20 protein-coding genes are annotated in these 21,111 nt (G+C 69.1%); 14 read left to right on the top strand and 6 right to left on the bottom strand.

Features of this window, described 5'->3' with window-relative positions:
• Positions 1-19: 19 nt before the first annotated feature.
• Entirely contained in the window at positions 20-535 is a 516-nt protein-coding gene (locus tag VMD50_RS20250; protein ID WP_325430051.1) for a DUF1697 domain-containing protein, read from the bottom strand.
• Positions 536-567: 32 nt separating this feature from the next.
• On the opposite strand from VMD50_RS20250, the gene VMD50_RS20245 reads away from it, so the two are divergent.
• Complete coding sequence (locus VMD50_RS20245; protein WP_325430049.1) at positions 568-1,011, top strand: PPOX class F420-dependent oxidoreductase; 444 nt, start codon at positions 568-570, stop codon at positions 1,009-1,011.
• Positions 1,012-1,052: 41 nt separating this feature from the next.
• Positions 1,053-1,229 carry a DUF5302 domain-containing protein gene (locus tag VMD50_RS20240; RefSeq protein ID WP_325430047.1) on the top strand — a complete coding sequence of 59 codons (177 nt, stop codon included), beginning with the start codon at positions 1,053-1,055 and terminating at the stop codon, positions 1,227-1,229.
• A 16-nt stretch (positions 1,230-1,245) separates the two neighbouring features.
• On the opposite strand, the gene VMD50_RS20235 is transcribed toward VMD50_RS20240, so the two are convergent.
• Positions 1,246-1,776, bottom strand: coding sequence for a nuclear transport factor 2 family protein (locus VMD50_RS20235; protein WP_325430045.1), 531 nt, complete (start codon positions 1,774-1,776; stop codon positions 1,246-1,248).
• Positions 1,777-1,857: 81 nt separating this feature from the next.
• Between VMD50_RS20235 and VMD50_RS20230 the strand changes: the two genes are divergently transcribed.
• Together VMD50_RS20230 and VMD50_RS20225 are read left to right on the top strand one after the other, a co-directional pair.
• Positions 1,858-2,436 (top strand): HhH-GPD-type base excision DNA repair protein, encoded by a 579-nt coding sequence (locus tag VMD50_RS20230; protein WP_325430043.1) that lies wholly within the window; start codon positions 1,858-1,860, stop codon positions 2,434-2,436.
• Complete coding sequence (locus tag VMD50_RS20225) at positions 2,433-2,579, top strand: hypothetical protein (protein WP_064952447.1); 147 nt, start codon at positions 2,433-2,435, stop codon at positions 2,577-2,579. The genes VMD50_RS20230 and VMD50_RS20225 overlap by 4 nt, the downstream gene beginning before the upstream one ends.
• Here the strand turns inward: VMD50_RS20225 and VMD50_RS20220 are convergent.
• Positions 2,576-3,007, bottom strand: a complete 432-nt coding sequence (locus VMD50_RS20220; RefSeq protein WP_325430028.1) for a MarR family winged helix-turn-helix transcriptional regulator — start codon at positions 3,005-3,007, stop codon at positions 2,576-2,578. The two genes, VMD50_RS20225 and VMD50_RS20220, sit on opposite strands and share 4 nt — an antisense overlap.
• Before the next feature lie 51 nt (positions 3,008-3,058).
• On the opposite strand from VMD50_RS20220, the gene VMD50_RS20215 reads away from it, so the two are divergent.
• Complete coding sequence (locus tag VMD50_RS20215; protein ID WP_325430026.1) at positions 3,059-3,673, top strand: TIGR03086 family metal-binding protein; 615 nt, start codon at positions 3,059-3,061, stop codon at positions 3,671-3,673.
• Between the two features lie 17 nt (positions 3,674-3,690).
• Here VMD50_RS20215 and VMD50_RS20210 read toward each other — a convergent pair whose 3' ends face one another.
• Together VMD50_RS20210 and VMD50_RS20205 are read right to left on the bottom strand one after the other, a co-directional pair.
• Positions 3,691-4,665 carry an Rv1157c family protein gene (locus tag VMD50_RS20210; RefSeq protein WP_325430024.1) on the bottom strand — a complete coding sequence of 325 codons (975 nt, stop codon included), beginning with the start codon at positions 4,663-4,665 and terminating at the stop codon, positions 3,691-3,693.
• A 44-nt stretch (positions 4,666-4,709) separates the two neighbouring features.
• Positions 4,710-5,390: a hypothetical protein gene (locus VMD50_RS20205; protein WP_325430022.1), complete on the bottom strand. Its 681-nt coding sequence runs from the start codon at positions 5,388-5,390 to the stop codon at positions 4,710-4,712.
• A 158-nt stretch (positions 5,391-5,548) separates the two neighbouring features.
• Between VMD50_RS20205 and VMD50_RS20200 the strand changes: the two genes are divergently transcribed.
• Complete coding sequence (locus VMD50_RS20200) at positions 5,549-6,856, top strand: mannosyltransferase (RefSeq protein WP_325430088.1); 1,308 nt, start codon at positions 5,549-5,551, stop codon at positions 6,854-6,856.
• On the opposite strand, the gene VMD50_RS20195 is transcribed toward VMD50_RS20200, so the two are convergent.
• Positions 6,853-7,137: a 4a-hydroxytetrahydrobiopterin dehydratase gene (locus VMD50_RS20195; protein WP_325430020.1), complete on the bottom strand. Its 285-nt coding sequence runs from the start codon at positions 7,135-7,137 to the stop codon at positions 6,853-6,855. The genes VMD50_RS20200 and VMD50_RS20195 overlap by 4 nt on opposite strands.
• Positions 7,138-7,163: 26 nt before the next feature.
• On the opposite strand from VMD50_RS20195, the gene VMD50_RS20190 reads away from it, so the two are divergent.
• The 8 genes from VMD50_RS20190 to VMD50_RS20155 all read left to right on the top strand — a co-directional run bounded on the left by VMD50_RS20190 (position 7,164) and on the right by VMD50_RS20155 (position 21,103).
• Positions 7,164-7,556 carry a (deoxy)nucleoside triphosphate pyrophosphohydrolase gene (locus VMD50_RS20190; RefSeq protein WP_325430018.1) on the top strand — a complete coding sequence of 131 codons (393 nt, stop codon included), beginning with the start codon at positions 7,164-7,166 and terminating at the stop codon, positions 7,554-7,556.
• 319 nt (positions 7,557-7,875) lie between these two features.
• Positions 7,876-11,565 carry a nitrate reductase subunit alpha gene (locus VMD50_RS20185; RefSeq protein WP_325430016.1) on the top strand — a complete coding sequence of 1,230 codons (3,690 nt, stop codon included), beginning with the start codon at positions 7,876-7,878 and terminating at the stop codon, positions 11,563-11,565.
• A complete protein-coding gene (gene narH, locus VMD50_RS20180; protein ID WP_325430014.1) occupies positions 11,565-13,217 on the top strand; it encodes a nitrate reductase subunit beta in 1,653 nt (550 codons plus the stop codon). Before VMD50_RS20185 ends, narH begins: the two co-directional genes overlap by 1 nt.
• Positions 13,214-13,879: a nitrate reductase molybdenum cofactor assembly chaperone gene (gene narJ / locus VMD50_RS20175; RefSeq protein ID WP_325430012.1), complete on the top strand. Its 666-nt coding sequence runs from the start codon at positions 13,214-13,216 to the stop codon at positions 13,877-13,879. Before narH ends, narJ begins: the two co-directional genes overlap by 4 nt.
• Before the next feature lies 1 nt (position 13,880).
• A complete protein-coding gene (narI, locus tag VMD50_RS20170) occupies positions 13,881-14,621 on the top strand; it encodes a respiratory nitrate reductase subunit gamma (protein WP_325430010.1) in 741 nt (246 codons plus the stop codon).
• A gap of 157 nt (positions 14,622-14,778) precedes the next feature.
• Positions 14,779-16,668, top strand: coding sequence for a translational GTPase TypA (gene typA, locus VMD50_RS20165; protein WP_325430008.1), 1,890 nt, complete (start codon positions 14,779-14,781; stop codon positions 16,666-16,668).
• Between the two features lie 45 nt (positions 16,669-16,713).
• Positions 16,714-18,612, top strand: a complete 1,899-nt coding sequence (locus tag VMD50_RS20160; RefSeq protein ID WP_325430006.1) for an ABC transporter family substrate-binding protein — start codon at positions 16,714-16,716, stop codon at positions 18,610-18,612.
• A gap of 241 nt (positions 18,613-18,853) precedes the next feature.
• Positions 18,854-21,103, top strand: coding sequence for a PE family protein (locus VMD50_RS20155; RefSeq protein ID WP_325430004.1), 2,250 nt, complete (start codon positions 18,854-18,856; stop codon positions 21,101-21,103).
• Positions 21,104-21,111 lie beyond the last annotated feature (8 nt).

Here is a 21,111-nt window from a genome sequence, read left to right as displayed (position 1 = left end):
GCGCTTGGCGCGCCGGGCTTTAGCGCAACACCTTGGCCAGGGTGCGCAGGTTGCGGGTCGTGGTCGAGGACTTGTAGCGCGGCTTGCCCATCGTCTTGCCGATCGTGCTGTCCAGCGTGGCGCCTTTGGGAACCTGCCAATAGACGACGCCGTCACCGCGGGCGATCCTCTCGTCGGCGCCCGCGCCCAGCCCCGCGAGCTCGTCAAGCACGGCGGCGTCGGCGACGAACGTGACGTAGGACTGATAGCCGTCGACCTCGCGCTCGAACGGGTAGGCGTCGACGACGGCGCGCACCGTCTCGATGCCGTACACCAGCACCCACGCGTCGTAGCCGAACCTCTCCCGCAGCGCGGCTTCGGCCTTCTTGCGCACCGCGGCCGCCCCGGCCGACGATTCCAGCAGCACGTTGCCGCTGGCCAGGACCGTGCGGACGTCGGCGAATCCGGCGTCGGTCAACGCGCTCGCGACCTCGGCCATTTTGAGGTTGACGCCGCCGACGTTGACGCCGCGCAGGAACGCCGCGAATCTGGTCATGCCCCGATTTCACCACGACGTAGGCTTTCGGCATGGGACGCCAAGTCTTCGACGACAAGCTGTTGGCCGTGATCAGTGGGAACTCCCTCGGTGTGCTGGCCACCATCAAGCGTGACGGGCGGCCCCAACTGTCGAACGTCAGTTATCACTTCGACCCGCGGGAGATGGTGGTGCGGGTGTCCATCACCGAGCCACGGGCAAAGACTCGCAACCTGCGCCGCGACCCGCGGGCCTCGATCCTGGTGGACGCCGACGACGGATGGTCGTATGCCGTCGCGGAGGGCACCGCAGAACTGACGCCCCCGGCGGCCGCCCCCGGCGATGACACCGTCGAGGCGCTGATTGCCTTGTATCGCAACATCGCCGGCGAGCATCCGGACTGGGACGACTTCCGGCAGGCGATGGTCACCGACCGCCGGGTCCTCATGACCCTGCGGATTTCGCACATATACGGCATGCCGCCCGGCAAGCGCTAAAAGCGCGAGCCGGGCGGGGCCGTGCAGGCTAGGCTGCCGGTATGGCCGAATCGAACTCCCAGCAAGGGGACGATACGAAGCGCAAGTTCCGCGAAGCCCTCGATCGCAAGAAGGCCAGGTCGGCGAGCGCATCAGACCACAAAGACAGCGGCGACAAGCACACGCGGGCGCACGGTCCGGTCGAGAGTCGCCGCGAATTCCGCCGCAAGAGCGGGTAGGACCGCGAAAGCCGTTTCAGCCCCGGGGCGGGGCGAACAGGCCGATCGACGGGTCGCCCTGGCCCGGTTCGCCGCGCAGGCTTCCCCGGGTGCTGGGGTGCCCGAAGTCCACTCGGGACGGGTCGTTTTGGTATGCCCAGTCCGCCACGATGGTGCGTTGGCTGAACTTCCAGCGGCCGTCGTGTTTGGCGTACCTGTCCAGGTACCGGCCGCCGATGATGACGTCCAAGTCGTGTTCGGGACCGGCGAAGCTGTGAAACACCAGGCAGTAGATCTCACCGCGGGCCGTGTCGCCGTCGATCACAAAGTTCGTCGTGGTGATGTTATGTTGGGAGACAAGCACATACGGTTCGGCGGCCTGTAGTTGTGCGATGAACTGTTCGACGCCGCCCGTCGAGAACGAGCCGTGCGAGTCGGTCGCGTCGGGGTGGTACAGGTTCCGCAGCGCTTCGTAATCGGCGCGGTCGACGGCCCGGCAATAGGCGGTGACGAGCTGATGCAGTTCGTCTCGGGCCAGCAGCAGTGCCAACTTGGCTTCATCGACCACCGCGCCACGATAACTCGGTGGTCGGTGCCGAACGACCGGGTCTCGGTCGTAGGGTGTTCAGCGGAAGGAAGGTCGCTGACAGTGAAACTTTGGCTCGCCCAAGATCCGGCCGCCGACGCGCTGCTGGACGACGACCCGTTCGCGTTGCTCATCGGCATGCTCCTCGATCAACAGGTGCCGTTCGAGACCGCGTTCGCCGGACCGAAGAAGATCGCGGACCGGATGGGCGGCCTGGACGCCGGCCAGATCGCCGACTACGACCCGGACAAGTTCGCCGCGCTGTGCGCGGAAAGGCCTGCGGTGCACCGCTTCCCGGGATCGATGGCCAAGCGCATCCAGGCCCTGGCGCAGATCATCGTGGACCGCTACGACGGCGACGCCTCCGGGTTGTGGACGGCCGGCGCTCCCGATGGGCACGAGCTGCTGCGGCGGCTCAAGGGGCTGCCCGGCTTCGGCGAGCAGAAGGCGAAGATCTTCCTGGCGCTGCTCGGCAAGCAGTACGGCGTGACGCCGACGGGCTGGCGGGAGGCGGCCGGAGACTTCGGCAAAGCCGGCACCCACCTGTCCGTCGCCGACATCGTCGACGCCCGTTCGCTGGGAGAGGTGCGGTCGCATAAAAAGCAGATGAAAGCAGCAGCGAAGGGAAAGGCGGCAACGTGAAGACGCACATAACGTGTCCCTGCGGCGAAGCCATCGTCGGTAAGGATGAGGACGAACTGGTCGAGCTGACCCAGGCCCACCTCGCCAGCGCCCATCCGGGCCTCGAGTACGACCGCGACGCGATCCTGTTCATGGCGTACTAGCCGGCGTCCGTTGCCGACAGCCGGCGCAGGACGCGCAGGAACAGGCGACGGTCGTCGGCCGAGAGTTTCCCGAGCCAGCGCTCTTCGCCGCGCTGGATGTCGTCCTGCGCGGCATCTTTCGCGGCCCGACCCGCCTCGGTGAGCGCGAGCAGCCGCACGCGCCGGTCCTCCGGGTCGGGATGGCGCTCGATATAGCCCCGGCTCTGTAAGCCGTCGAGGGTGGGGATGATGCGCGTCTTGTCTGCCCCGATCGCGTCGGCCAGCGCGGCCTGACTGCGTACCGGCGAGTGATCGAGCGCATTCAGCACGATGTAGCCCCACATCGACAACCCATGCGCCTCCAGCACGGGCACCTCGGCGGCGATCATCTCGCGGACGAGCGGCCCCATCATCGCCGCGAGATCGGGACGTCGTGCCCTCGGTGCCATGCCGGAAGCGTAGCGGTTGACAGATAATAGGCTTATGCCTACCGTCTACGAATGCATACTATTTCTGATGTCCGACCATTCCACCGCACCGCCGTGCAGGCGTCCGTCGACGTCGTTGCCGCGGTCACCCGCGACGACCTGCGCCGGCCGACGCCCTGCGCGGGCTGGAACCTCCTCGACCTGCTCTCCCACATGACCGCGCAGCATCGCGGCTTCGCCGCGGCCGCACGTGGTGGCGGCGGCAGCCCGACCATCTGGGCGCCAGAACTTGTGGCCGACGACGTGGCGGCCGACCCCGGCGGCACCTACGCCGCGGCCGCAGCCGACGTGCTCGATGCGTTCGCCGCCGACCGGGTGCTCGACGCGACGTTTTCGTTGCCCGAATTCGGCCCCGGGGCCACCTTCCCCGGCGCGATAGCGATCGGCTTCCACTTCGTGGATTACGTCGTACACGGCTGGGATGTGGCCCGGAGCGTCGGAGCCCCGTTTGCGCTCCCGGCAGACGTCCTGGCCGCCGTGCTTCCGCTGGTGTTCGTCGTTCCGGATGGTGAGTACCGCACCGTGGAGGGCGCGCCGTTCGGCCCTGCCGTGGCCGCGTCTGCAGACGCCACCGACCTCGACCGCATTCTGAGCCACCTCGGCCGCTCGCCCGGCTGGAAACCCTGACGGCACAAGCGAATACGCTAGGGCACCACCGTCGAGCCGATGGTGGGCATGAACTGGCACTGCTTTTCCTTGGTGGTGACCTGGCCGAAGATCGTCGACATGATGCTGCCCGAGCCGGTGTCGACGATCGCCGTCAACGTTGTCGGCCCCTCCCCATTGATGTCGGTGCGCGGCTTGAGTGTGACCGTTCCGGACTTGCCGGTGGTCAGGTTCACCCAGGTGACGTTCAACGGCAGCTTTTGCACCTCGGCGGGTCCCGGCGTGCCGACCGCGGTGAACACATAGGCGGTCTGGCCGGGTCCCGGCCCTGGCGTCGGAATCTTGGCCGGCCCCGCCACCGACAGCGCGGTCGCGATCGAACTACTGCCGTCCGCAAGGCAATTGGTGCCGATCGAGGGATACATGAAGTCCTGCGTGGGCGGGGCGTCCGGGCCGAAATCCGGGCTCGCGGCGGGCGCGGGCGCCGGTGCGGGAGCAGGTGCTGGCGCGGCGGCCGGTGCGGGTGCCGGCGCCGCGGCGGGCGCGGGACCGGCGGCGTGGGCCGGGTCGATGCCCGGCGGCAGGTGCGACTGCAAACCGGGCTCGACGCCCGCCGCCGGCACGTGCTGCACCGGCGCGGTGTCGGGCGGGGTGGCCGCGCCCGGCGCGGGGGCCGGCGCACCGGGAACCGGCGAGCCCGGCTCCTGCACGAACTGATTCACCGACGCCGCAACGTTTTTGGACTCCGTGGGCGCCGTCGGGCTGTGGGTGAAGGCTTGCGCGGCGGCCATGAGCAGCTGGGTCGCCTGCCCGGGATTGCTGGCCGCCTGCTGGATGATCGGGCTCAGCTCCGAGAGCGCTGGCAGGCCCGGTAATTGCTGGCTGGAGTTCGCCTGCGGTGCCGGCTGCGGCGCCGCCGGGTCGGCCGCCGCGCTCGGGCAGAACCCGAACGCGGCGGCAGACGCCGCGACGACAGCGGCCACACCTTTGGACAGATTCCGAGTGCTTACCACGATGCCCTCCGGTCTAGGTTGTGGGTTTGCTGTCTACGGGTCGCTCAGGGAATGGCCGAAAGCAGCGGCGCCATCGGGTTGAGCGCCGGCGCGGCGGGCGCCGGTGCGGCCGGGGCGGCCGGGGCCGCCGGGGCCTGCCCGGTGGCCAGCGCGGTCAGATCCTGCGGAAGCGTCAGCTGCGCGGGCACGTTGACCGGCAGGCCGGACGGCAGCGCCGGCATGTCGACCTTCGCCTGGGGGATCTGAGGCGCCGGCGGTGTCGCGGGGGCCGCCGGTGCCGACAGCCCCGGGATGGCCGGCAGGCCCGGAATCGACGGAGCGGCCGGTGCGGCGGGTGCCGCCGGCGCCTGCTGCGTCAAACCGGGGATCGAGCCGAGGCCCGGGATCGCCGACGTCGCCGCCGGGGCCGTGGGCGCCGCGGGCTGGGTAAGCCCCGGGATCGACGGGACGGCCGCCGGAGGCTGCACCGGCGAGGCCGCCGAGGGCAGCCCCGGGAACGTGACGCCGGGGGCGGCCGGCGCCGCGGGGGGCGTCGCGCCGAGGGCGGCCGCGAGGTTTTGCAGGATTTGGGGCGCGTTGGCCGCCGAACTGATCAGCTGCTGCGGGATGTTCGGGACGGGCGGAGCCGGCACGGGGTCGGCGTGGGCGATACCGCCCGTCAAGAGCGCGGCGGACGAACCGACTACGACGGCGGTCGCTCGCAAATAGGTCCAGATGGTTGGCATGACTCTCCCTGGTGGTCGACGACTGGTCCGGCGCCGAAGTTACTTTGATACTGGTGTGACTCAAGTGACACGTGTGGCATTTATTTGATCGTTACCGATACGAGTGACGGCGGTGACCGGGCCACCGCCAAGCTCGCTAAAGTCGGGCCACCGCCGCGATCGCTAAAGTCGGGCGGATAGACACCACCTCGACCGCCCCGGCGGTTTCCCTCGTCCGGCGGCTGGCCGATCCGCTGCAGGCCGCCGCGCCGGCGCTGCTGATCGTGAGCGTCTTGGCGCGACTCGCGTGGTCGTACCTGGTGCCCAACGGCGCGAACTTCGTCGACCTGCACGTCTACCTCGGCGGCGCCGCGGCCATCGACCATCCGGGCACGCTGTACAGCTACGTCTACGCCGACCAGACGCCCGACTTCCCGCTGCCGTTCACGTATCCGCCGTTTGCGGCCGTCGTCTTCTACCCGCTGCACCTGTTGCCCTTCGGCCCGGTCGCTTTCCTGTGGCAGGTCGCCACCATGGCCGCGTTGTACGGCGCCATCCGGACCACCCAGCGCATCATGGGGGTCCCCGCCGGCGCCGGCCACCGCGTGGCGATGTCGTGGACGGCGATCACCATCTGGATCGAACCGCTGCGCAGCACATTCGACTACGGGCAGGTCAACGTGCTGCTCATGCTGGCGGTGCTATGGGCGGTCTACACCTCGCGGTGGTGGCTGTCGGGGCTGCTGGTCGGCGTGGCGGCCGGGATCAAGTTGACGCCGGCGATCTCGGGCGTCTACCTGGTCGGGGCCCGGCGCTGGGGCGCGGCGGCGTTTTCGGCGGTCGTGTTCCTGGCGACGGTCGGCGTGTCGGTTCTGATCGTGGGCGATCAGACCGGCTACTACTTCACCAAGTTGCTGGGCGATGCGCACCGGGTCGGGCCGATCGCCACGTCGTTCAATCAATCCTGGCGCGGCGGCATCTCGCGGATCCTCGGGCACGACGCCGGCTTCGGTCCGCTGGTGCTAGCCGCCATCGCCGTGACGGCGGTGCTGGCCGTCCTGGCCTGGCGGGCGCTCGACGGGCCCGATCGGCTCGGCAAGTTGCTTGTGGTCGAGTTGTTCGGGTTGCTGCTTTCGCCTATCTCGTGGACCCACCACTGGGTGTGGCTGGTGCCGCTGATGGTCTGGGCGATTCACGGGCCACCGCGCGGGCGGCGCGGCGCCCGCGCGGTGGGTTGGGGCTGGCTGGCGCTCACGATCGTCGGGGTGCCCTGGTTGCTGAGCTTCGCGCAACCGACCATCTGGCAGATAAGCCGGCCGTGGTACCTGGCCTGGGCCGGGCTGGTTTACATCGTGGCGGCGGTGGCCACCCTGGCCTGGATCGCGGCCACCGGTAACCGTCCCGAGCGTCACGCCAGGGTGACGGCCGCGTCCGAGCGTCACGCCAGCGTGGCGGCGCGGGAGAAGGGCGCCGCGCCGAAGGATTAGCCCCCGACGATCCCGTCGATATCGCGCGCCATGTCGACGTCGTTCTGCGTGATGCCGCCCGCCGAATGCGTGACCAACGCGAAAGTCACTGTCCGCCAGCGGATGTCGATGTCCGGGTGATGGTCCTTGCTCTCGGCGTGCTCGGCCACCCGGCGCACCGCGTCGATGCCGTCGAGAAATGTCGGAAATTTGATCGACCGGCGCAGGGCGCCGCCGGAACGCTCCCACCCGTTGAGTTCGGGCAATGCGGCATCCACTTGCTCATCCGATAACACAGCCATATCCCGACCGTATACCGTCACTGGCCATGCCGACCCAGATCGTCGTCGCCGCAGCGATCATCTCCGGCCCCACGGTTCTGGTCGCGCAGCGCGTCCGGCCGCCGGAGCTGGCCGGCAGGTGGGAGCTGCCCGGCGGCAAGGTCGCACCCGGCGAAACCGAGCGCGACGCGCTCGCCCGGGAGCTCGCCGAGGAGCTGGGCATTGAGATCGGCGACATCGCGGTGGGTGACCGCCTCGGCGCCGACATCGCGCTCAACGAAACGACGACGCTGCGGGCGTATCGCGTGCGGCTGCTGCGCGGGGAACCGCACCCGCGCGACCACCACGCGCTGCGCTGGGTGACGGCGGCGGAACTGGACGACGTCGACTGGGTGCCCGCCGATCGGGGCTGGCTGGCGGATCTGACCCGGGCGCTGTGATCAGGCCCATAACAAGCCCACAGATTCCCTGCAGCGAACGTACAGCGCCATCGCAGCTGACACGCGTGAAATCGGAAGGTAATAACGTCAAAAGACCGTAACCTCGATTTGCATGCCGGTAACGCCTCCGAACATTCGTCGATGCAGAAACCCCAGTTTGACGGCGCGGGTTTTCGCTAACAGGCCGCGCCCGGCGGGGCTGGTGGGCCCATGGCCCGCGACCTATCGTGATGCGCTGGCGCGGCCCGGCGGGCGGATCGACGAGCGACTCAAGGCCCGACCACGCGGCGCGAAGCAACCGAGTTAGGAGGGTTAGCGCTTGACTGTCACACCTCATGTCGGTGGACCGCTCGAGGAGCTGCTGGAACGCAGCGGGCGATTTTTCACCCCGGGCGAATTCTCGCCCGACCTGCGCACCGTCACGCGGCAGGGTGGCCGTGAGGGCGACGTCTTCTATCGCGACCGGTGGAGCCACGACAAGGTGGTCCGCTCCACGCACGGGGTGAACTGCACCGGGTCGTGCTCGTGGAAGATCTACGTCAAGGACGGGATCATCACCTGGGAAACCCAGCAGACCGACTACCCGTCGGTTGGCCCGGACCGGCCCGAATACGAGCCGCGCGGCTGCCCGCGCGGGGCGTCGTTCTCGTGGTACAGCTACTCGCCCACCCGGGTGCGCTATCCGTACGCCCGTGGCGTGCTGGTCGAGATGTTCCGCAAGGCCAAGGCGCGGCTGGGCGACCCCGTGCTGGCGTGGGCCGACATCCAGGCCGACCCCGAGCGCCGGCGCCGCTACCAGCGGGCCCGCGGCAAGGGCGGGCTGATCCGGATCAGTTGGGCCGAGGCCACCGAACTGATCGCGGCAGCCCACGTGCACACCATCAAGACCTACGGCCCCGACCGGGTCGCCGGCTTCTCCCCGATACCGGCGATGTCGATGGTGTCGTACACGGCCGGTTCGCGGTTCTACGAGCTGATCGGCGGCGCGATGACGTCGTTCTACGACTGGTACGCCGATCTGCCGGTGGCCTCGCCGCAGGTGTTCGGCGACCAGACCGACGTGCCGGAGTCCGGGGACTGGTGGGACGCGGCGTATCTGATGATGTGGGGTTCCAACGTCCCGATCACCCGTACCCCCGACGCGCACTGGATGGCGGAGGCCCGCTACCGCGGCACCAAGGTGGTGACCGTCAGCCCCGACTACGCCGACAACACCAAGTTCGCCGACGAGTGGATGCCGTGCGCCGCCGGCACCGACGGGGCGCTGGCCATGGCGATGGGCCACGTGATCCTGTCGGAATGCTATGTGCAAAAACAGGTTCCGTTCTTCGTCGACTTCGCGCGCCGTTACACCGACCTGCCGTTCCTGATCAAGCTCGAACAACGCGGCGACATGCTGGTGCCCGGCAAGAACCTCACCGCGGCCGACATCGGCGAGGCGGTCGAGAATGCCGCGCTCAAGCCGGCGGTGTTCGACGAAGCGACGAATTCCGTTGTGGTGCCCCATGGCTCGCTGGGCTTCCGCTACGGCGAGGACGGCGTCGGAAAGTGGAACCTCGATCTCGGCGACCTGCTACCGGCGATGAGTGTCCCGGGCGGGCAGGACACCGCCCTGGTCCACCTGCCGAGCTTCGACACGGTGAACGGCGAGGGCGGCACGCTGGCGCGCGGCGTGCCGGTGCGCCGCGTCGGTAAACACCTGGTGTGCACCGTGTTCGACCTGATGCTCGCCCAGTACGGGGTGGCGCGTCCCGGGCTGCCCGGCGACTGGCCCACCGGCTACGACGACGCGACGCACCAGAACACACCGGCCTGGCAGGAGCCCATCACCGGCGTGTCGGCCGCGCAGGCCATCCGCGTCGCGAAGGAATTCGCCCGCAGCGCAGAGGAATCCGGCGGCCGTTCGATGATCATCATGGGGGGCGGCATCTGCCACTGGTTCCACAGCGACGCGATCTACCGCGCGGTGCTGGCGCTCCTGATGCTGACCGGGTCGATGGGCCGCAACGGCGGCGGGTGGGCGCACTACGTCGGCCAGGAGAAGGTGCGTCCGCTCACCGGATTCCAGACCATGGCGATGGCCACCGACTGGTCGCGCCCGCCGCGGCAGGTCCCCGGCGCGTCGTACTGGTACGCGCACACCGACCAATGGCGCTACGACGGGTACGGGGCCGACAAGCTGGCCAGCCCGGTGGGCCGGGGCCGGTTCGCGGGCAAGCACACGATAGACCTGCTGGCCTCGTCGGTGGCGATGGGCTGGAGCCCGTTCTACCCGCAGTTCGACCGGTCCAGCCTGGAGGTCGCCGACGAGGCCCGCGCCGCCGATCTCGACGTCGCCGACTACGTCGCCGAGCAGCTCGGTCAGCGCAAGCTCAAACTCGCCGTGACCGATCCCGACAACCCGGTCAACTGGCCGCGGGTACTCACCGTCTGGCGGGCCAACCTGATCGGCTCGTCGGGCAAGGGCGGGGAGTACTTCCTGCGTCATCTGCTGGGAACCGACTCCAATGCGCAGGCGCAGCCGCCGGAGGACGGGGTGCGGCCGGTCGACGTCGCGTGCGACGGCGAGATCCCTGAGGGCAAGCTCGATTTGATGATGTCGATCGACTTCCGGATGACCTCGACGACCTTGGTGTCCGACGTCGTGCTGCCGGCGGCGACTTGGTACGAGAAGGCGGACCTGTCCAGCACCGACATGCATCCCTACGTGCACGCGTTCAGTGCCGCGACCGACCCGCCGTGGGAAACCCGTTCGGACTTCGACGCTTTCGGCGCCATCGCCCGCGCCTTCAGCGCGATGGCCAAGAGCCATCTGGGCACTCGCAGCGACGTGGTGCTCACGGCGCTGCAGCACGACACCCCGGACGCGATGGCCTATCCCGACGGCACCGAGCGGGACTGGTTGCACAACGGCACCACCCCGGCGCCGGGGCGCACGATGGCCAAAGTTACCGTGGTGGAACGCGATTACGCCGCCGTCTACGACAAGTGGCTCACCCTGGGGCCGCTCGTCGACCAGTTCGGGGTGACCACCAAGGGCGTCACGGTGCATCCGTTCCGGGAGGTCGAGGAATTGGCCGCCCGGTTCGGCGTGATGAACTCCGGTGTGGCGGCGGGCCGTCCGGCCATCACGACCGCCAACCGGATGGCCGACGTGCTGTTGCTGCTGTCGGGGACGACCAACGGCCGGCTGGCAGTCGAGGGGTTCCGCGAGCTGGAGAAGCGCACGGGCCAGCGACTGGCGCACCTGGCCGAGGGCAGCGAGGAGCGCCGCATCACCTACGCCGACACCCAGGCGCGCCCGGTCCCGGTGATCACCAGCCCGGAGTGGTCGGGCAGCGAAACCGGCGGCCGCCGCTACGCCCCGTTCACCATCAACATCGAGAACCTCAAACCGTTTCACACGCTGACCGGGCGGATGCACTTCTATCTGGCGCACGACTGGGTCGAGGAACTCGGCGAGCACCTGCCCGTGTTTCGCCCGCCGCTGGACATGACGCGCCTGTTCGGCCAGCCGGAACTGGGCCCGACCCCGGACGGTGCAGGCGGAATCGGCCTCACCGTAAGGTATCTGACCCCGCACTCGAAGTGGTCGTTCCACTCGACCTACCAGGACAACCTGTACATGCTGTCGCTGTCCCGTGGTGGTCCGACGATGTGGATGAGCCCCGGTGACGCGGCGAAAATTCAAGTGCGCGACAACGATTGGGTGGAGGCGGTCAACGTCAACGGCATCTACGTATGCCGGGCGATCGTCAGCCACCGGATGCCCGACGGCGTGGTCTACGTCTATCACGTCCAGGAACGCACCGTGGACACCCCGCGCACCGAGACCAACAACAAGCGCGGCGGCAACCACAACGCGCTGACCCGGGTGCGCATCAAGCCCAGCCACCTCGCCGGGGGCTACGGCCAGCATTCCTTCGCGTTCAACTACCTGGGACCCACCGGCAACCAGCGTGACGAGGTGACCGTGGTGCGGCGCCGTAGTCAGGAGGTGACGTACTAGTGAAGGTAATGGCGCAGCTGGCGATGGTGATGAACCTCGACAAGTGCATCGGCTGTCACACCTGCTCGGTCACCTGCAAGCAGGCCTGGACCAACCGCGGCGGCACCGAGTACGTGTGGTTCAACAACGTCGAAACCCGCCCGGGGCAGGGCTATCCGCGCACCTACGAGGACCAGGAACGCTGGCGCGGCGGCTGGATCCGCGACAAGAAGGGCAGGCTGCGGCTGCGCGACGGCGGGCGCATCAGCAAGCTGCTGCGGATCTTCGCCAACCCCAAGCTGCCCACCATCGGCGAGTACTACGAGCCGTGGACCTACGACTACGAGAACCTGACCACCGCGCCGGCGGGTGACACCTTCCCCACGGCCGCACCGAGAAGCCTGATCAGCGGCCAGCCGATGAAGGTCTCGTGGGGGCCGAACTGGGACGACAACCTGGCGGGCTCACCCGAAATCCTTTCCGGCGACCCCATTTTGAAGAAGGTCAGTGACGAGATCACCCTCAAGCTCGAAGAGACCTTCATGTTCTACCTGCCCCGGATCTGCGAGCACTGCCTCAACCCCTCCTGCGTGGCCTCGTGCCCGTCGGGCGCGATGTACAAGCGCACCGAGGACGGCATTGTGCTCGTCGACCAGGACCGCTGCCGCGGCTGGCGGATGTGTGTGTCCGGATGTCCCTACAAGAAGGTGTATTTCAACCACAAGACCGGCAAGGCCGAGAAGTGCACCCTGTGCTACCCGCGGATGGAGGTCGGCCTGCCGACGATCTGCTCGGAGACGTGCGTGGGGCGGCTGCGCTATCTCGGGCTGGTCCTCTACGACGCCGACCGGGTGCTGGAGGCGGCGTCGGTGGAAGACGACAAAGACCTCTACGACGCGCAGCGCCGGATCCTGTTGGACCCATGCGATCCCGACGTCATCGCGGCGGCGCGCGCCGAGGGCATCGCCGCCGAGTGGATCGAGGCCGCGCAGCGGTCGCCGGTTTATGCGCTGATCAACAAGTTCAGGGTCGCGCTGCCGCTGCACCCGGAGTACCGGACCATGCCGATGGTCTGGTACATCCCGCCGCTGTCGCCGGTGGTCGACGCGGTCAGCCGCGACGGACACGACGGCGAGGACCTGGGCAACCTGTTCGGCGCGCTGGACGCGCTGCGTATCCCGATGCAATACCTGGCCGAACTGTTCACCGCCGGCGACACGCACGTCGTCGAGGGCGTGTTGCACCGGCTGGCCGCGATGCGCTCCTACATGCGCGACATCAACCTCGGACGCGAGACCCAGCCCCACATTCCGCACGCCGTCGGCATGACCGAAGAAGAGATCTACGCCATGTACCGGCTGCTGGCGATCGCGAAATACGAAGAGCGGTATGTCATTCCGACCGCCTTCAGCCCGCAGGCCCGGGACCTGGAGGAGATGGGCTGCTCGTTGTCGGGCGACGGCGGCCCGGGGATGTACGAATCCGGCCCGTTCGGCGAGGGCAGCGGCGCCCCGGTGCCGGTCGCCGTGGAGACCTTCCACGCCCTCAAACAACGCCAGCGCGGTGAGGACGGCGAGCGCGCCCATAGTCGCCAGCGGGTCAACCTGCTCAACTGGGACGGCAACGGGGCACCCGCGGGCCTGTTCCCCCAGTCGGAACCGGTGCAGCGATGAGGCTGCTGGCCCAGGTCCGGGACCGGTCGGTCAACCGGACGATGCAGGACCGGGTGGTGTGGCAGGCGGCGTCGCTGCTGCTCGCGTACCCGGACTCGCGCCTGAGCGATCGGCTCGACACCGTCGACGAGCTGTCGGGTCACATCGACGGCCCCGCGGCGGCGGCGCTCGGCAGGACGGTCGCGGCCCTGCGTGCCCTCGATCCGATGGCCGCCGCGACGGGCTACGTCGAGACCTTCGACATGCGCCGGCGCACCACCATGTACCTGACCTACTGGACCGCCGGGGACACCCGCAACCGCGGCCGCGAGATGCTGGCGTTCGCCACCGCCTACCGCGCCGCGGGCGTCGAACCGCCCCGCGCCGAGGCGCCGGATCACCTGCCCGTCGTGCTCGAGTTCGCCGCCACCGTCGATCCCGACGCGGGGCGCCGCCTGCTCGTCGAGCACCGCGTTCCGATCGACGTGTTACGGGACGCCCTGGTGGACGCCCGATCGCCCTACCAGCACGCGGTCGCGGCCGTCTGCGAGACGCTGCCGCCCGTGACCGATCAGGAGGCGCGCCGGGCGGCACGACTGGCCAAGGCCGGCCCTCCAACGGAAGCCGTTGGGCTGCAACCCTTTACCTTGACCGTACCGCCCAAGCGCACCAAGGGAGCCTGACTTGGTACACCTGAAATTGATCGAAATCTTCTGGGACGACGTGCCTTACGTCGTCCTGGCGGCCGCGGCTGTCGGCACCTGGTGGCGCTACCGCTACGACAAGTTCGGCTGGACCACCCGTTCGTCGCAGATCTACGAGTCGAAGTTGTTGTCGATCGGCAGCCCGCTTTTCCACTTCGGCAGCCTGGCGGTGATCATGGGCCACGTCATGGGCCTGTTCGTCCCGGAATCCTGGACGCGGGCCGTCGGGATGAGCGACCACATCTATCATCTGCAGGCGCTGCTGCTCGGCGTGCCCGCCGGTTTCGCGACCCTGATCGGCATCGGGTTGTTGATCTACCGGCGGCGCACACACGGCGCGGTCTTCCTGGCCACCACCCGCAACGACAAGCTGATGTACCTGGTGCTCGCGTGCGCGTTGGTGGCGGGGCTGTGCTGCACCCTGGCGGGCGCCACGCACTTCGGCGAGCTGCACGACTACCGGCAGAAGGTGTCGGTCTGGTTCCGGTCGATCTGGCTCCTCGACCCGCGCGGCGACCTGATGGCGCACGCGGCGTTCTACTACCAGATACACGTGGTGATCGCCCTGGCGCTGTTCGCCCTGTGGCCGTTCACCCGGCTGGTGCACGCGTTCAGCGCCCCGATCGCCTATCTGTTCCGGCCCTACATCGTCTACCGCAGCCGCGACGTGGCCGAGACGCACGAATTGATCGCGTCGGCGCCGCGCCGCCGCGGCTGGTAGCCCGACCGCGCCCTTTAGGGTGCGTCCTGGGCTTCGGTCGTGCGGCTGCGGCGACGACACGCCGACGCGGCGCGCCGCCACCGCACACTCAACGCGGCCGAGCAGTCGAGCATCAGCCAGTTCGCTATCTGAGGCGCCCGCTGCCAGAATCACCGACGTGCCATTCCGCAACGTCGCCATCGTCGCCCACGTCGACCACGGGAAAACCACCCTGGTCGACGCGATGCTGCGGCAGTCCGGGGCGCTGCACCACCGGGGTGACGACACCCAGGAACGCATCATGGACAGTGGTGACCTCGAGAAAGAAAAGGGCATCACCATCCTGGCCAAGAACACCGCCGTGCACCGGCACAACCCGGATGGCACCGTGACGGTCATCAACGTCATCGACACCCCCGGCCACGCCGACTTCGGCGGCGAGGTGGAGCGCGGGCTGTCGATGGTGGACGGGGTGCTGCTGCTGGTCGACGCCTCCGAGGGGCCCTTGCCTCAGACGCGGTTCGTGCTGCGCAAGGCGCTGGCCGCCCACCTGCCCGTCATCCTCGTCGTCAACAAGACCGACCGGCCCGACGCGCGCATCGCCGAGGTGGTGGAGGCCAGCCACGACCTGTTGCTGGACGTGGCATCGGATCTAGACGCCGAAGCGGCCGCCGCGGCCGAGCATGCGCTGGGGCTGCCGACGCTGTACGCGTCGGGGCGCGCAGGCGTGGCCAGCACCACCCAACCACTCGACGGCCAGGTCCCCGACGGCACCAACCTCGACCCGCTGTTCGACGTGTTGCTGGAGCACATCCCGCCACCGTCGGGGGACCCGGCGGCGCCGCTGCAGGCATTGGTGACCAACCTCGACGCGTCGGCATTCCTCGGGCGGCTCGCGCTGATCCGCATCTACAACGGCAAGCTGCGCAAGGGCCAGCAGGTCGCCTGGATGCGCGAGGTCGACGGCTTGCCGGTCATCACCGGCGCCAAGATCACCGAGTTGCTCGCGACCGAGGGCGTCGAGCGCAACCCGACCGACGAGGCGATCGCCGGCGACATCGTCGCCGTGGCCGGGCTGCCCGAGATCATGATCGGCGACACGCTGGCCGATCCCGATCACGCCCACGCGCTGCCGCGCATCACCGTCGACGAGCCCGCGATCTCCGTGACGATCGGCACCAACACCTCGCCGCTGGCGGGCAAGGTACCCGGTCACAAGCTGACCGCGCGGATGGTCCGCAGCCGGCTGGACACCGAGTTGGTGGGCAACGTGTCGATCCGCGTCGTCGACATCGGCGCGCCCGACGCCTGGGAGGTGCAGGGCCGCGGCGAGCTCGCCCTGGCCGTGCTGGTCGAGCAGATGCGCCGGGAGGGCTTCGAACTCACGGTGGGCAAGCCGCAGGTGGTCACCAAGACCATCGACGGTCAGCTGCACGAGCCGTTCGAGGCGATGACGATCGACTGCCCGGAGGAATTCGTCGGCGCCATCACGCAGTTGATGGCCGCCCGCAAGGGCCGCATGGAGGAGATGACCAACCACGCGGCCGGCTGGGTCCGGATGGATTTCGTCGTCCCCAGCCGCGGCCTGATCGGCTTCCGCACCGATTTCCTCACCCTCACCCGCGGCACGGGCATCGCCAACGCCGTGTTCGACGGGTACCGCCCGTGGGCGGGGGAGATCCGGGCCCGGCACACCGGCTCGCTGGTGTCGGACCGGTCGGGCACCATCACGCCGTTCGCCTTGCTGCAGCTCGCCGATCGCGGGCAGTTCTTCGTCGAGCCGGGCCAGGACACCTACGAGGGCATGGTGGTGGGGATCAACCCGCGCCCGGAGGACCTCGACATCAACGTCACCCGGGAGAAGAAGTTGACCAACATGCGGTCGTCGACCGCGGACGTGATGGAGACGCTGGCCAAGCCGCTGGAGCTGGACCTGGAACAGGCCATGGAGTTCTGCGCCCCCGACGAGTGCGTCGAGGTGACCCCCGAGATCGTGCGGGTCCGCAAGGTCGAGCTGGACGCCACCACCCGGGCCCGCAGCCGGGCGCGGGCCAAGGCCCGGGGCTAGCCCCGCGTGGTTCGACGGGCTGCCGGGCGCCTGCTCGATACCCTGATGGGCGTGCCGAGACGAGCCCGCCGCCTCTTCCTGACGGTCGGCGCGGTCGTTTCGCTGTTGGGGGTGGTGCTGGCGGCGTGCACGGTCAATCCGCCGCCGGCGCCGCAGAGCACCGACACGCCGCACAACTCGGCGCCGCCGCCGCAGCGGCCGACCCAGATCATCATGGGCATCGACTCGATCGGCGCCGGATTCAACCCCCATCTGCTCTCCGACCTGTCGCCGGTGAACGCGGCGATCAGCGCGCTGGTGTTGCCCAGCGCGTTCCGGCCGGTGCCCGATGCGACCACGCCGACGGGCTCGCGCTGGGAGATGGACCCCACCCTGTTGGTATCCGCGGAGGTGACCAACCAGAACCCGTTCACGGTGACCTACAAGATCCGGCCCGAGGCGCAGTGGACCGACAACGCGCCGATCGCCGCCGACGACTTCTGGTACCTGTGGCGGCAGATGGTCAGCCAGCCCGGCGTGGTCGACCCGGCCGGATACGACGCCATCACCGGCGTGCAATCGCTCGACGGCGGCAAGCAGGCCGTGGTCACCTTCGCGCAACCGTATCCGGCCTGGAAGGAGCTGTTCAGCAACATACTGCCGGCGCACATCATCAAGGACGTTCCGGGCGGTTTCCTGGCCGGGCTGGCCCGCGCCCTGCCCGTCACGGGCGGGCAGTTCCGGGTGGAGACCATCGATCCGCAGCGCGACGAGATCCTGCTCGCCCGCAACGACCGCTACTGGGGCCCGCCCGCCAAACCCGCGCTGATCCTCTTCCGTCGTGCCGGCGCGCCGGCCGCGCTGGCCGATTCCGTGCGCAACGGCGACACCCAGGTAGCCCAGGTGCACGGCGGCTCGGCGGCCTTCGCGCAACTCTCGGCCATCCCGGATGTGCGGACCGCCCGGATCGTGACGCCACGGGTCATGCAGCTCACGCTGCGCGCCAGCGAGCCCAAGCTGTCCGACTCGCAGGTCCGCAAGGCGCTTCTGGGGTTGCTTGATGTCGATCTGCTGGCGGCCGTGGGCGCGGGCAGCGACAACACCGTCACGCTGGACCAGGCCCAGATCCGCTCGCCGAGCGACCCCGGCTACGAGCCGACGGCGCCGCCCGCGATGACCACGCCGGCGGCGCTGGCGTTGCTGTCGGCGTCCGGCTATCAGATCGACAGCAACCCGTCGGCGTCCCCGTCCCCCACCCCGGCGAGCACCGGGCCGCCGGAGGTCATCCGCGGCCGGATCAGCAAGAACGGCCAACCGCTGTCCCTGGCCATCGGGGTGGCGGCGAATGACCCGACCTCGGTCGCGGTGGCCAACACGGCCGCCGACCGATTGCGCAACGTCGGCATCGACGCGACCGTGCTGGCGCTGGACCCGGTGACGCTGTATCGCGACGCGCTGACCAACAACCAGGTGGATGCGATCGTGGGCTGGCACCGGGCCGGCGGAAACCTCGCGACTCTGCTGGCCTCGCGCTACGGTTGCCCCGCGCTGCAGACTACGACGGTGTCGCCGTCCAGCGCGCCGATCACCACCCCTGCCGCTGCCCCGCCGCCCGCGGGCCCGGGCACCAGCGCTGCGACGTCTTCAGCGACGCCGACCCCGGCCCCCCCGCCCCCGCGCCCGTCCGAGCCCGGCGCGCTGGTGCAGGCGCCGTCGAACCTCACCGGGATCTGCGATCGCAGCATCCAGTCGAACATCGACGCCGCGCTCAGCGGCACCAAGAACATCAACGACGTGATCACCGCGGTCGAACCGCGGCTGTGGAACATGTCGACGGTGTTGCCGATCCTGCAGGACACCACGATCGTCGCGGCCGGGCCCAGCGTGCAGAACGTCGGCCTCACGGGCGCGGTGCCGGTCGGCATCGTCGGCGACGCCGGCCAATGGATCAAAACCCGGCCGTGAAGACGCGCTTTTCGACAAATTGAAAATGGCCATTTTCTATAAATGTTCGAGCGTCGAATCGCGTGGAACCAAAGTAACGAATTAATTACAAATTAATTCGGACGGGATATCCTCGCAGTTAGTTACTGCAAACAGCCGTTTTCACGGGACCATTTCGATACGCTGCGGCTATCGCGATATCCGCCCGATCTGGGCGACGGGGGGATAACGGACATCGTGTGCTGAACCGGGGAGGTCGTCAGTGTCGTTTCTTATCGCAGCGCCGGAGCTAATCGCCGATGCCGCAAGCAATTTGGCAAATCTTGGCTCCATCATCGGCTCTGCCAACAGCGCGGCCGCCGTTGCGACCACGGGGGTGCTGCCCGCGGCCGCGGATGAGGTTTCGGCGGAAATTGCCGCGCTTTTTTCCTCGCACGCTGCCGGTTATCAGCAACTCAGCGCGCAGGCGGCGTTATTCCACCAGCAGTTCGTGCGAAGTTTGACGGCCGGTGCGGCAAGCTACGCGGCAGCCGAGGTAAATGTCGTGCAGACGCTGGCGAGCGCGGTCCCCGCGCTCGGCATCGACTTGAGCGGTGGGCTCGCCGGGCTGGGGGCCAGCCTGAGCGCCGACCTCAACGCGATCGGCGTCTCGCTCAACGCCGCGGTGTCGGGCAGCCTGGGCGGCAGCCTCGGTGCCAATCTCGAGGGACTGGCGCCGCTCGGTGCGGCGATCGCGACCGACGTGAACGGTGGGCTGACGGCGCTGGCGCAGACCGGCGGGGTGCTGGCCACCAACATCGGCACCAGCCTTTCCGGCCTGGCGGGCGGCTTCAACGCTGCGCTGCCGGGGCTGCAGGCCAGCTTCAGCGGCGGGCTTTCCGGGCTGAACGGCTCCCTCAACGCCGCGCTGTCGGGCAGCCTGGGCGGCCTTGCGGGGTTGGGGCCGCTCGGTGCGACGTTGGCCGCCGGCGTCACCAATGGGCTGTCGGGAATGGTCCAGACCGGTACCTCGCTCGCGGCGAGCCTCGGCGCCGGGCTGTCCGGCCTGGCCGGCGGCCTGAGCCTTGCGTTCCCGGGACTCGCGGCCAGCCTGAACGGCGGGCTTTCCGGGCTGAACGCCTCGCTCAATGCCGCGTTGTCGGGCGGCCTCGGTGGCGGCCTGTCGGGGCTGGGGCCGGTCGGTGCGACCTTGGCGGCCGGTATAGGTAGTGGGCTGTCCGGTTTGGCCCAGACCGGTGGGGCGCTGGTGGGCAGCCTGGGCGCCGGGCTGCCGGGCCTGAGCGGCGCGATCAACACCGCGCTGTCCGGCGGCTTCGGTGGCAGCCTGTCGGGCCTTGGCGCCGCCCTGTCCGGTGCCCTGCAAACCGGTGGATCACTGGTCGGCAACCTGAGTGCCGGCCTGCCGGCGCTGATGGGCGGCATTACCCTGCCGGCCAACCTGAACGCCGCGCTCGCGGCGCTGGGCGGCGTCTTCGGCTTCAGTCCCAGCCTCGGTGCCAGCATCAGCCTCGGCCTGTCGGGGCTCAGCGCCCAGCTCAACGCCGCTTTGAACGGGGGGCTCAGCCTCGGGCTCGCCGGGCTGCCCACCCTGTTCGCCAACTTGGTGGCGCCCTGGCAGGTCCTGGTGACGGCGCCGAACGTGCCCGCATTCCTCGCCCAGCTTCAGGCGATGGAGGTGGGCTTCAACACCGCGTTGATCACCAACGAGCTCGGCCTCAACGCGGCCCTGGTCGCCCAGGAGACGGCGCTGGAGACGGCCGTCTTCGGCGGCACCGGCGCGCTCGGTGGCATGCTCGACAGCGCCTTCAACTTCTGGAACACGGTGCTGGGCACCGGCGAAGTGACCTTCGACAGCCTGTTGGGCGCGCAGCTTCCCACCGCCGGCGCCATCGTCGCCAGCCTGGCGATGGGCAGCCCGGCCAACCTGATCGCCGGCGGCGCGCTCGGCGGTTTCCTGGGCGCCCTGGACACCAAATTCCTGTGGGACCTCGACCTCATCAGCGGGGTGGCAACCTCGCTGACCGGCAACGGGTCGCTGCAGGCCGCGTTGACGGCGGGGATCAACGCGGCGGGCTTGCAGGCGTCGTTGAACGGGGCCCTCAACGGGTCGCTGGGCGCCGGGCTACCCAACCTCGGGGTGGCGCTGGTCGCGGCGCCGACCGCGGGGTTGCAGGGCCTGGCGTCGGGCCAGATCAACTTCCTGGACAACCTGCTCACCGCCGAGACCGGCTTCAACACCAACCTGCTGAACAGCGAAATAGCTTGGGAGACAAGCATGTTCGGGACCAACGCCGCCCTGAACGGCGGGCTGAACCGTGTCTTCAACGTCGGCAACCTGATCCTGGGCACCGGCGAGCAGACCGTGAACAGCTTCCTGGGCGGTGTTCAGCTCCCGGCCATCGGCACGCTCCTGACCGGTTCCGGGGCGCAGGTCTTCAACGGCGGCAACATCGGCGGCCTCGAGGGCATCTTCGACCAGAGCCTGGCCGCAGGCGCCGACCTCGTGGCCTAGTTGCCCCA

This window comes from Mycobacterium sp. (genome assembly GCF_035506235.1).
In the GTDB taxonomy this organism is placed as follows: Bacteria; Actinomycetota; Actinomycetes; order Mycobacteriales; family Mycobacteriaceae; genus Mycobacterium.
Note: the sequence above shows the minus strand (reverse complement) of the source record. Positions and strands in the feature narration are given on the sequence as shown.

Coding starts and splice junctions, on each gene's coding strand:
- VMD50_RS20250 (WP_325430051.1), bottom strand. CDS start 535: ATGACCAGATTCGCGGCGTTCCTGCGCGGCGTCAACGTCGGCGGCGTC.
- VMD50_RS20245 (WP_325430049.1), top strand. CDS start 568: ATGGGACGCCAAGTCTTCGACGACAAGCTGTTGGCCGTGATCAGTGGG.
- VMD50_RS20240 (WP_325430047.1), top strand. CDS start 1,053: ATGGCCGAATCGAACTCCCAGCAAGGGGACGATACGAAGCGCAAGTTC.
- VMD50_RS20220 (WP_325430028.1), bottom strand. CDS start 3,007: ATGGCACCGAGGGCACGACGTCCCGATCTCGCGGCGATGATGGGGCCG.
- VMD50_RS20215 (WP_325430026.1), top strand. CDS start 3,059: ATGCATACTATTTCTGATGTCCGACCATTCCACCGCACCGCCGTGCAG.
- VMD50_RS20205 (WP_325430022.1), bottom strand. CDS start 5,390: ATGCCAACCATCTGGACCTATTTGCGAGCGACCGCCGTCGTAGTCGGT.
- VMD50_RS20195 (WP_325430020.1), bottom strand. CDS start 7,137: ATGGCTGTGTTATCGGATGAGCAAGTGGATGCCGCATTGCCCGAACTC.
- VMD50_RS20190 (WP_325430018.1), top strand. CDS start 7,164: ATGCCGACCCAGATCGTCGTCGCCGCAGCGATCATCTCCGGCCCCACG.
- narJ (WP_325430012.1), top strand. CDS start 13,214: ATGAGGCTGCTGGCCCAGGTCCGGGACCGGTCGGTCAACCGGACGATG.
- VMD50_RS20160 (WP_325430006.1), top strand. CDS start 16,714: ATGGGCGTGCCGAGACGAGCCCGCCGCCTCTTCCTGACGGTCGGCGCG.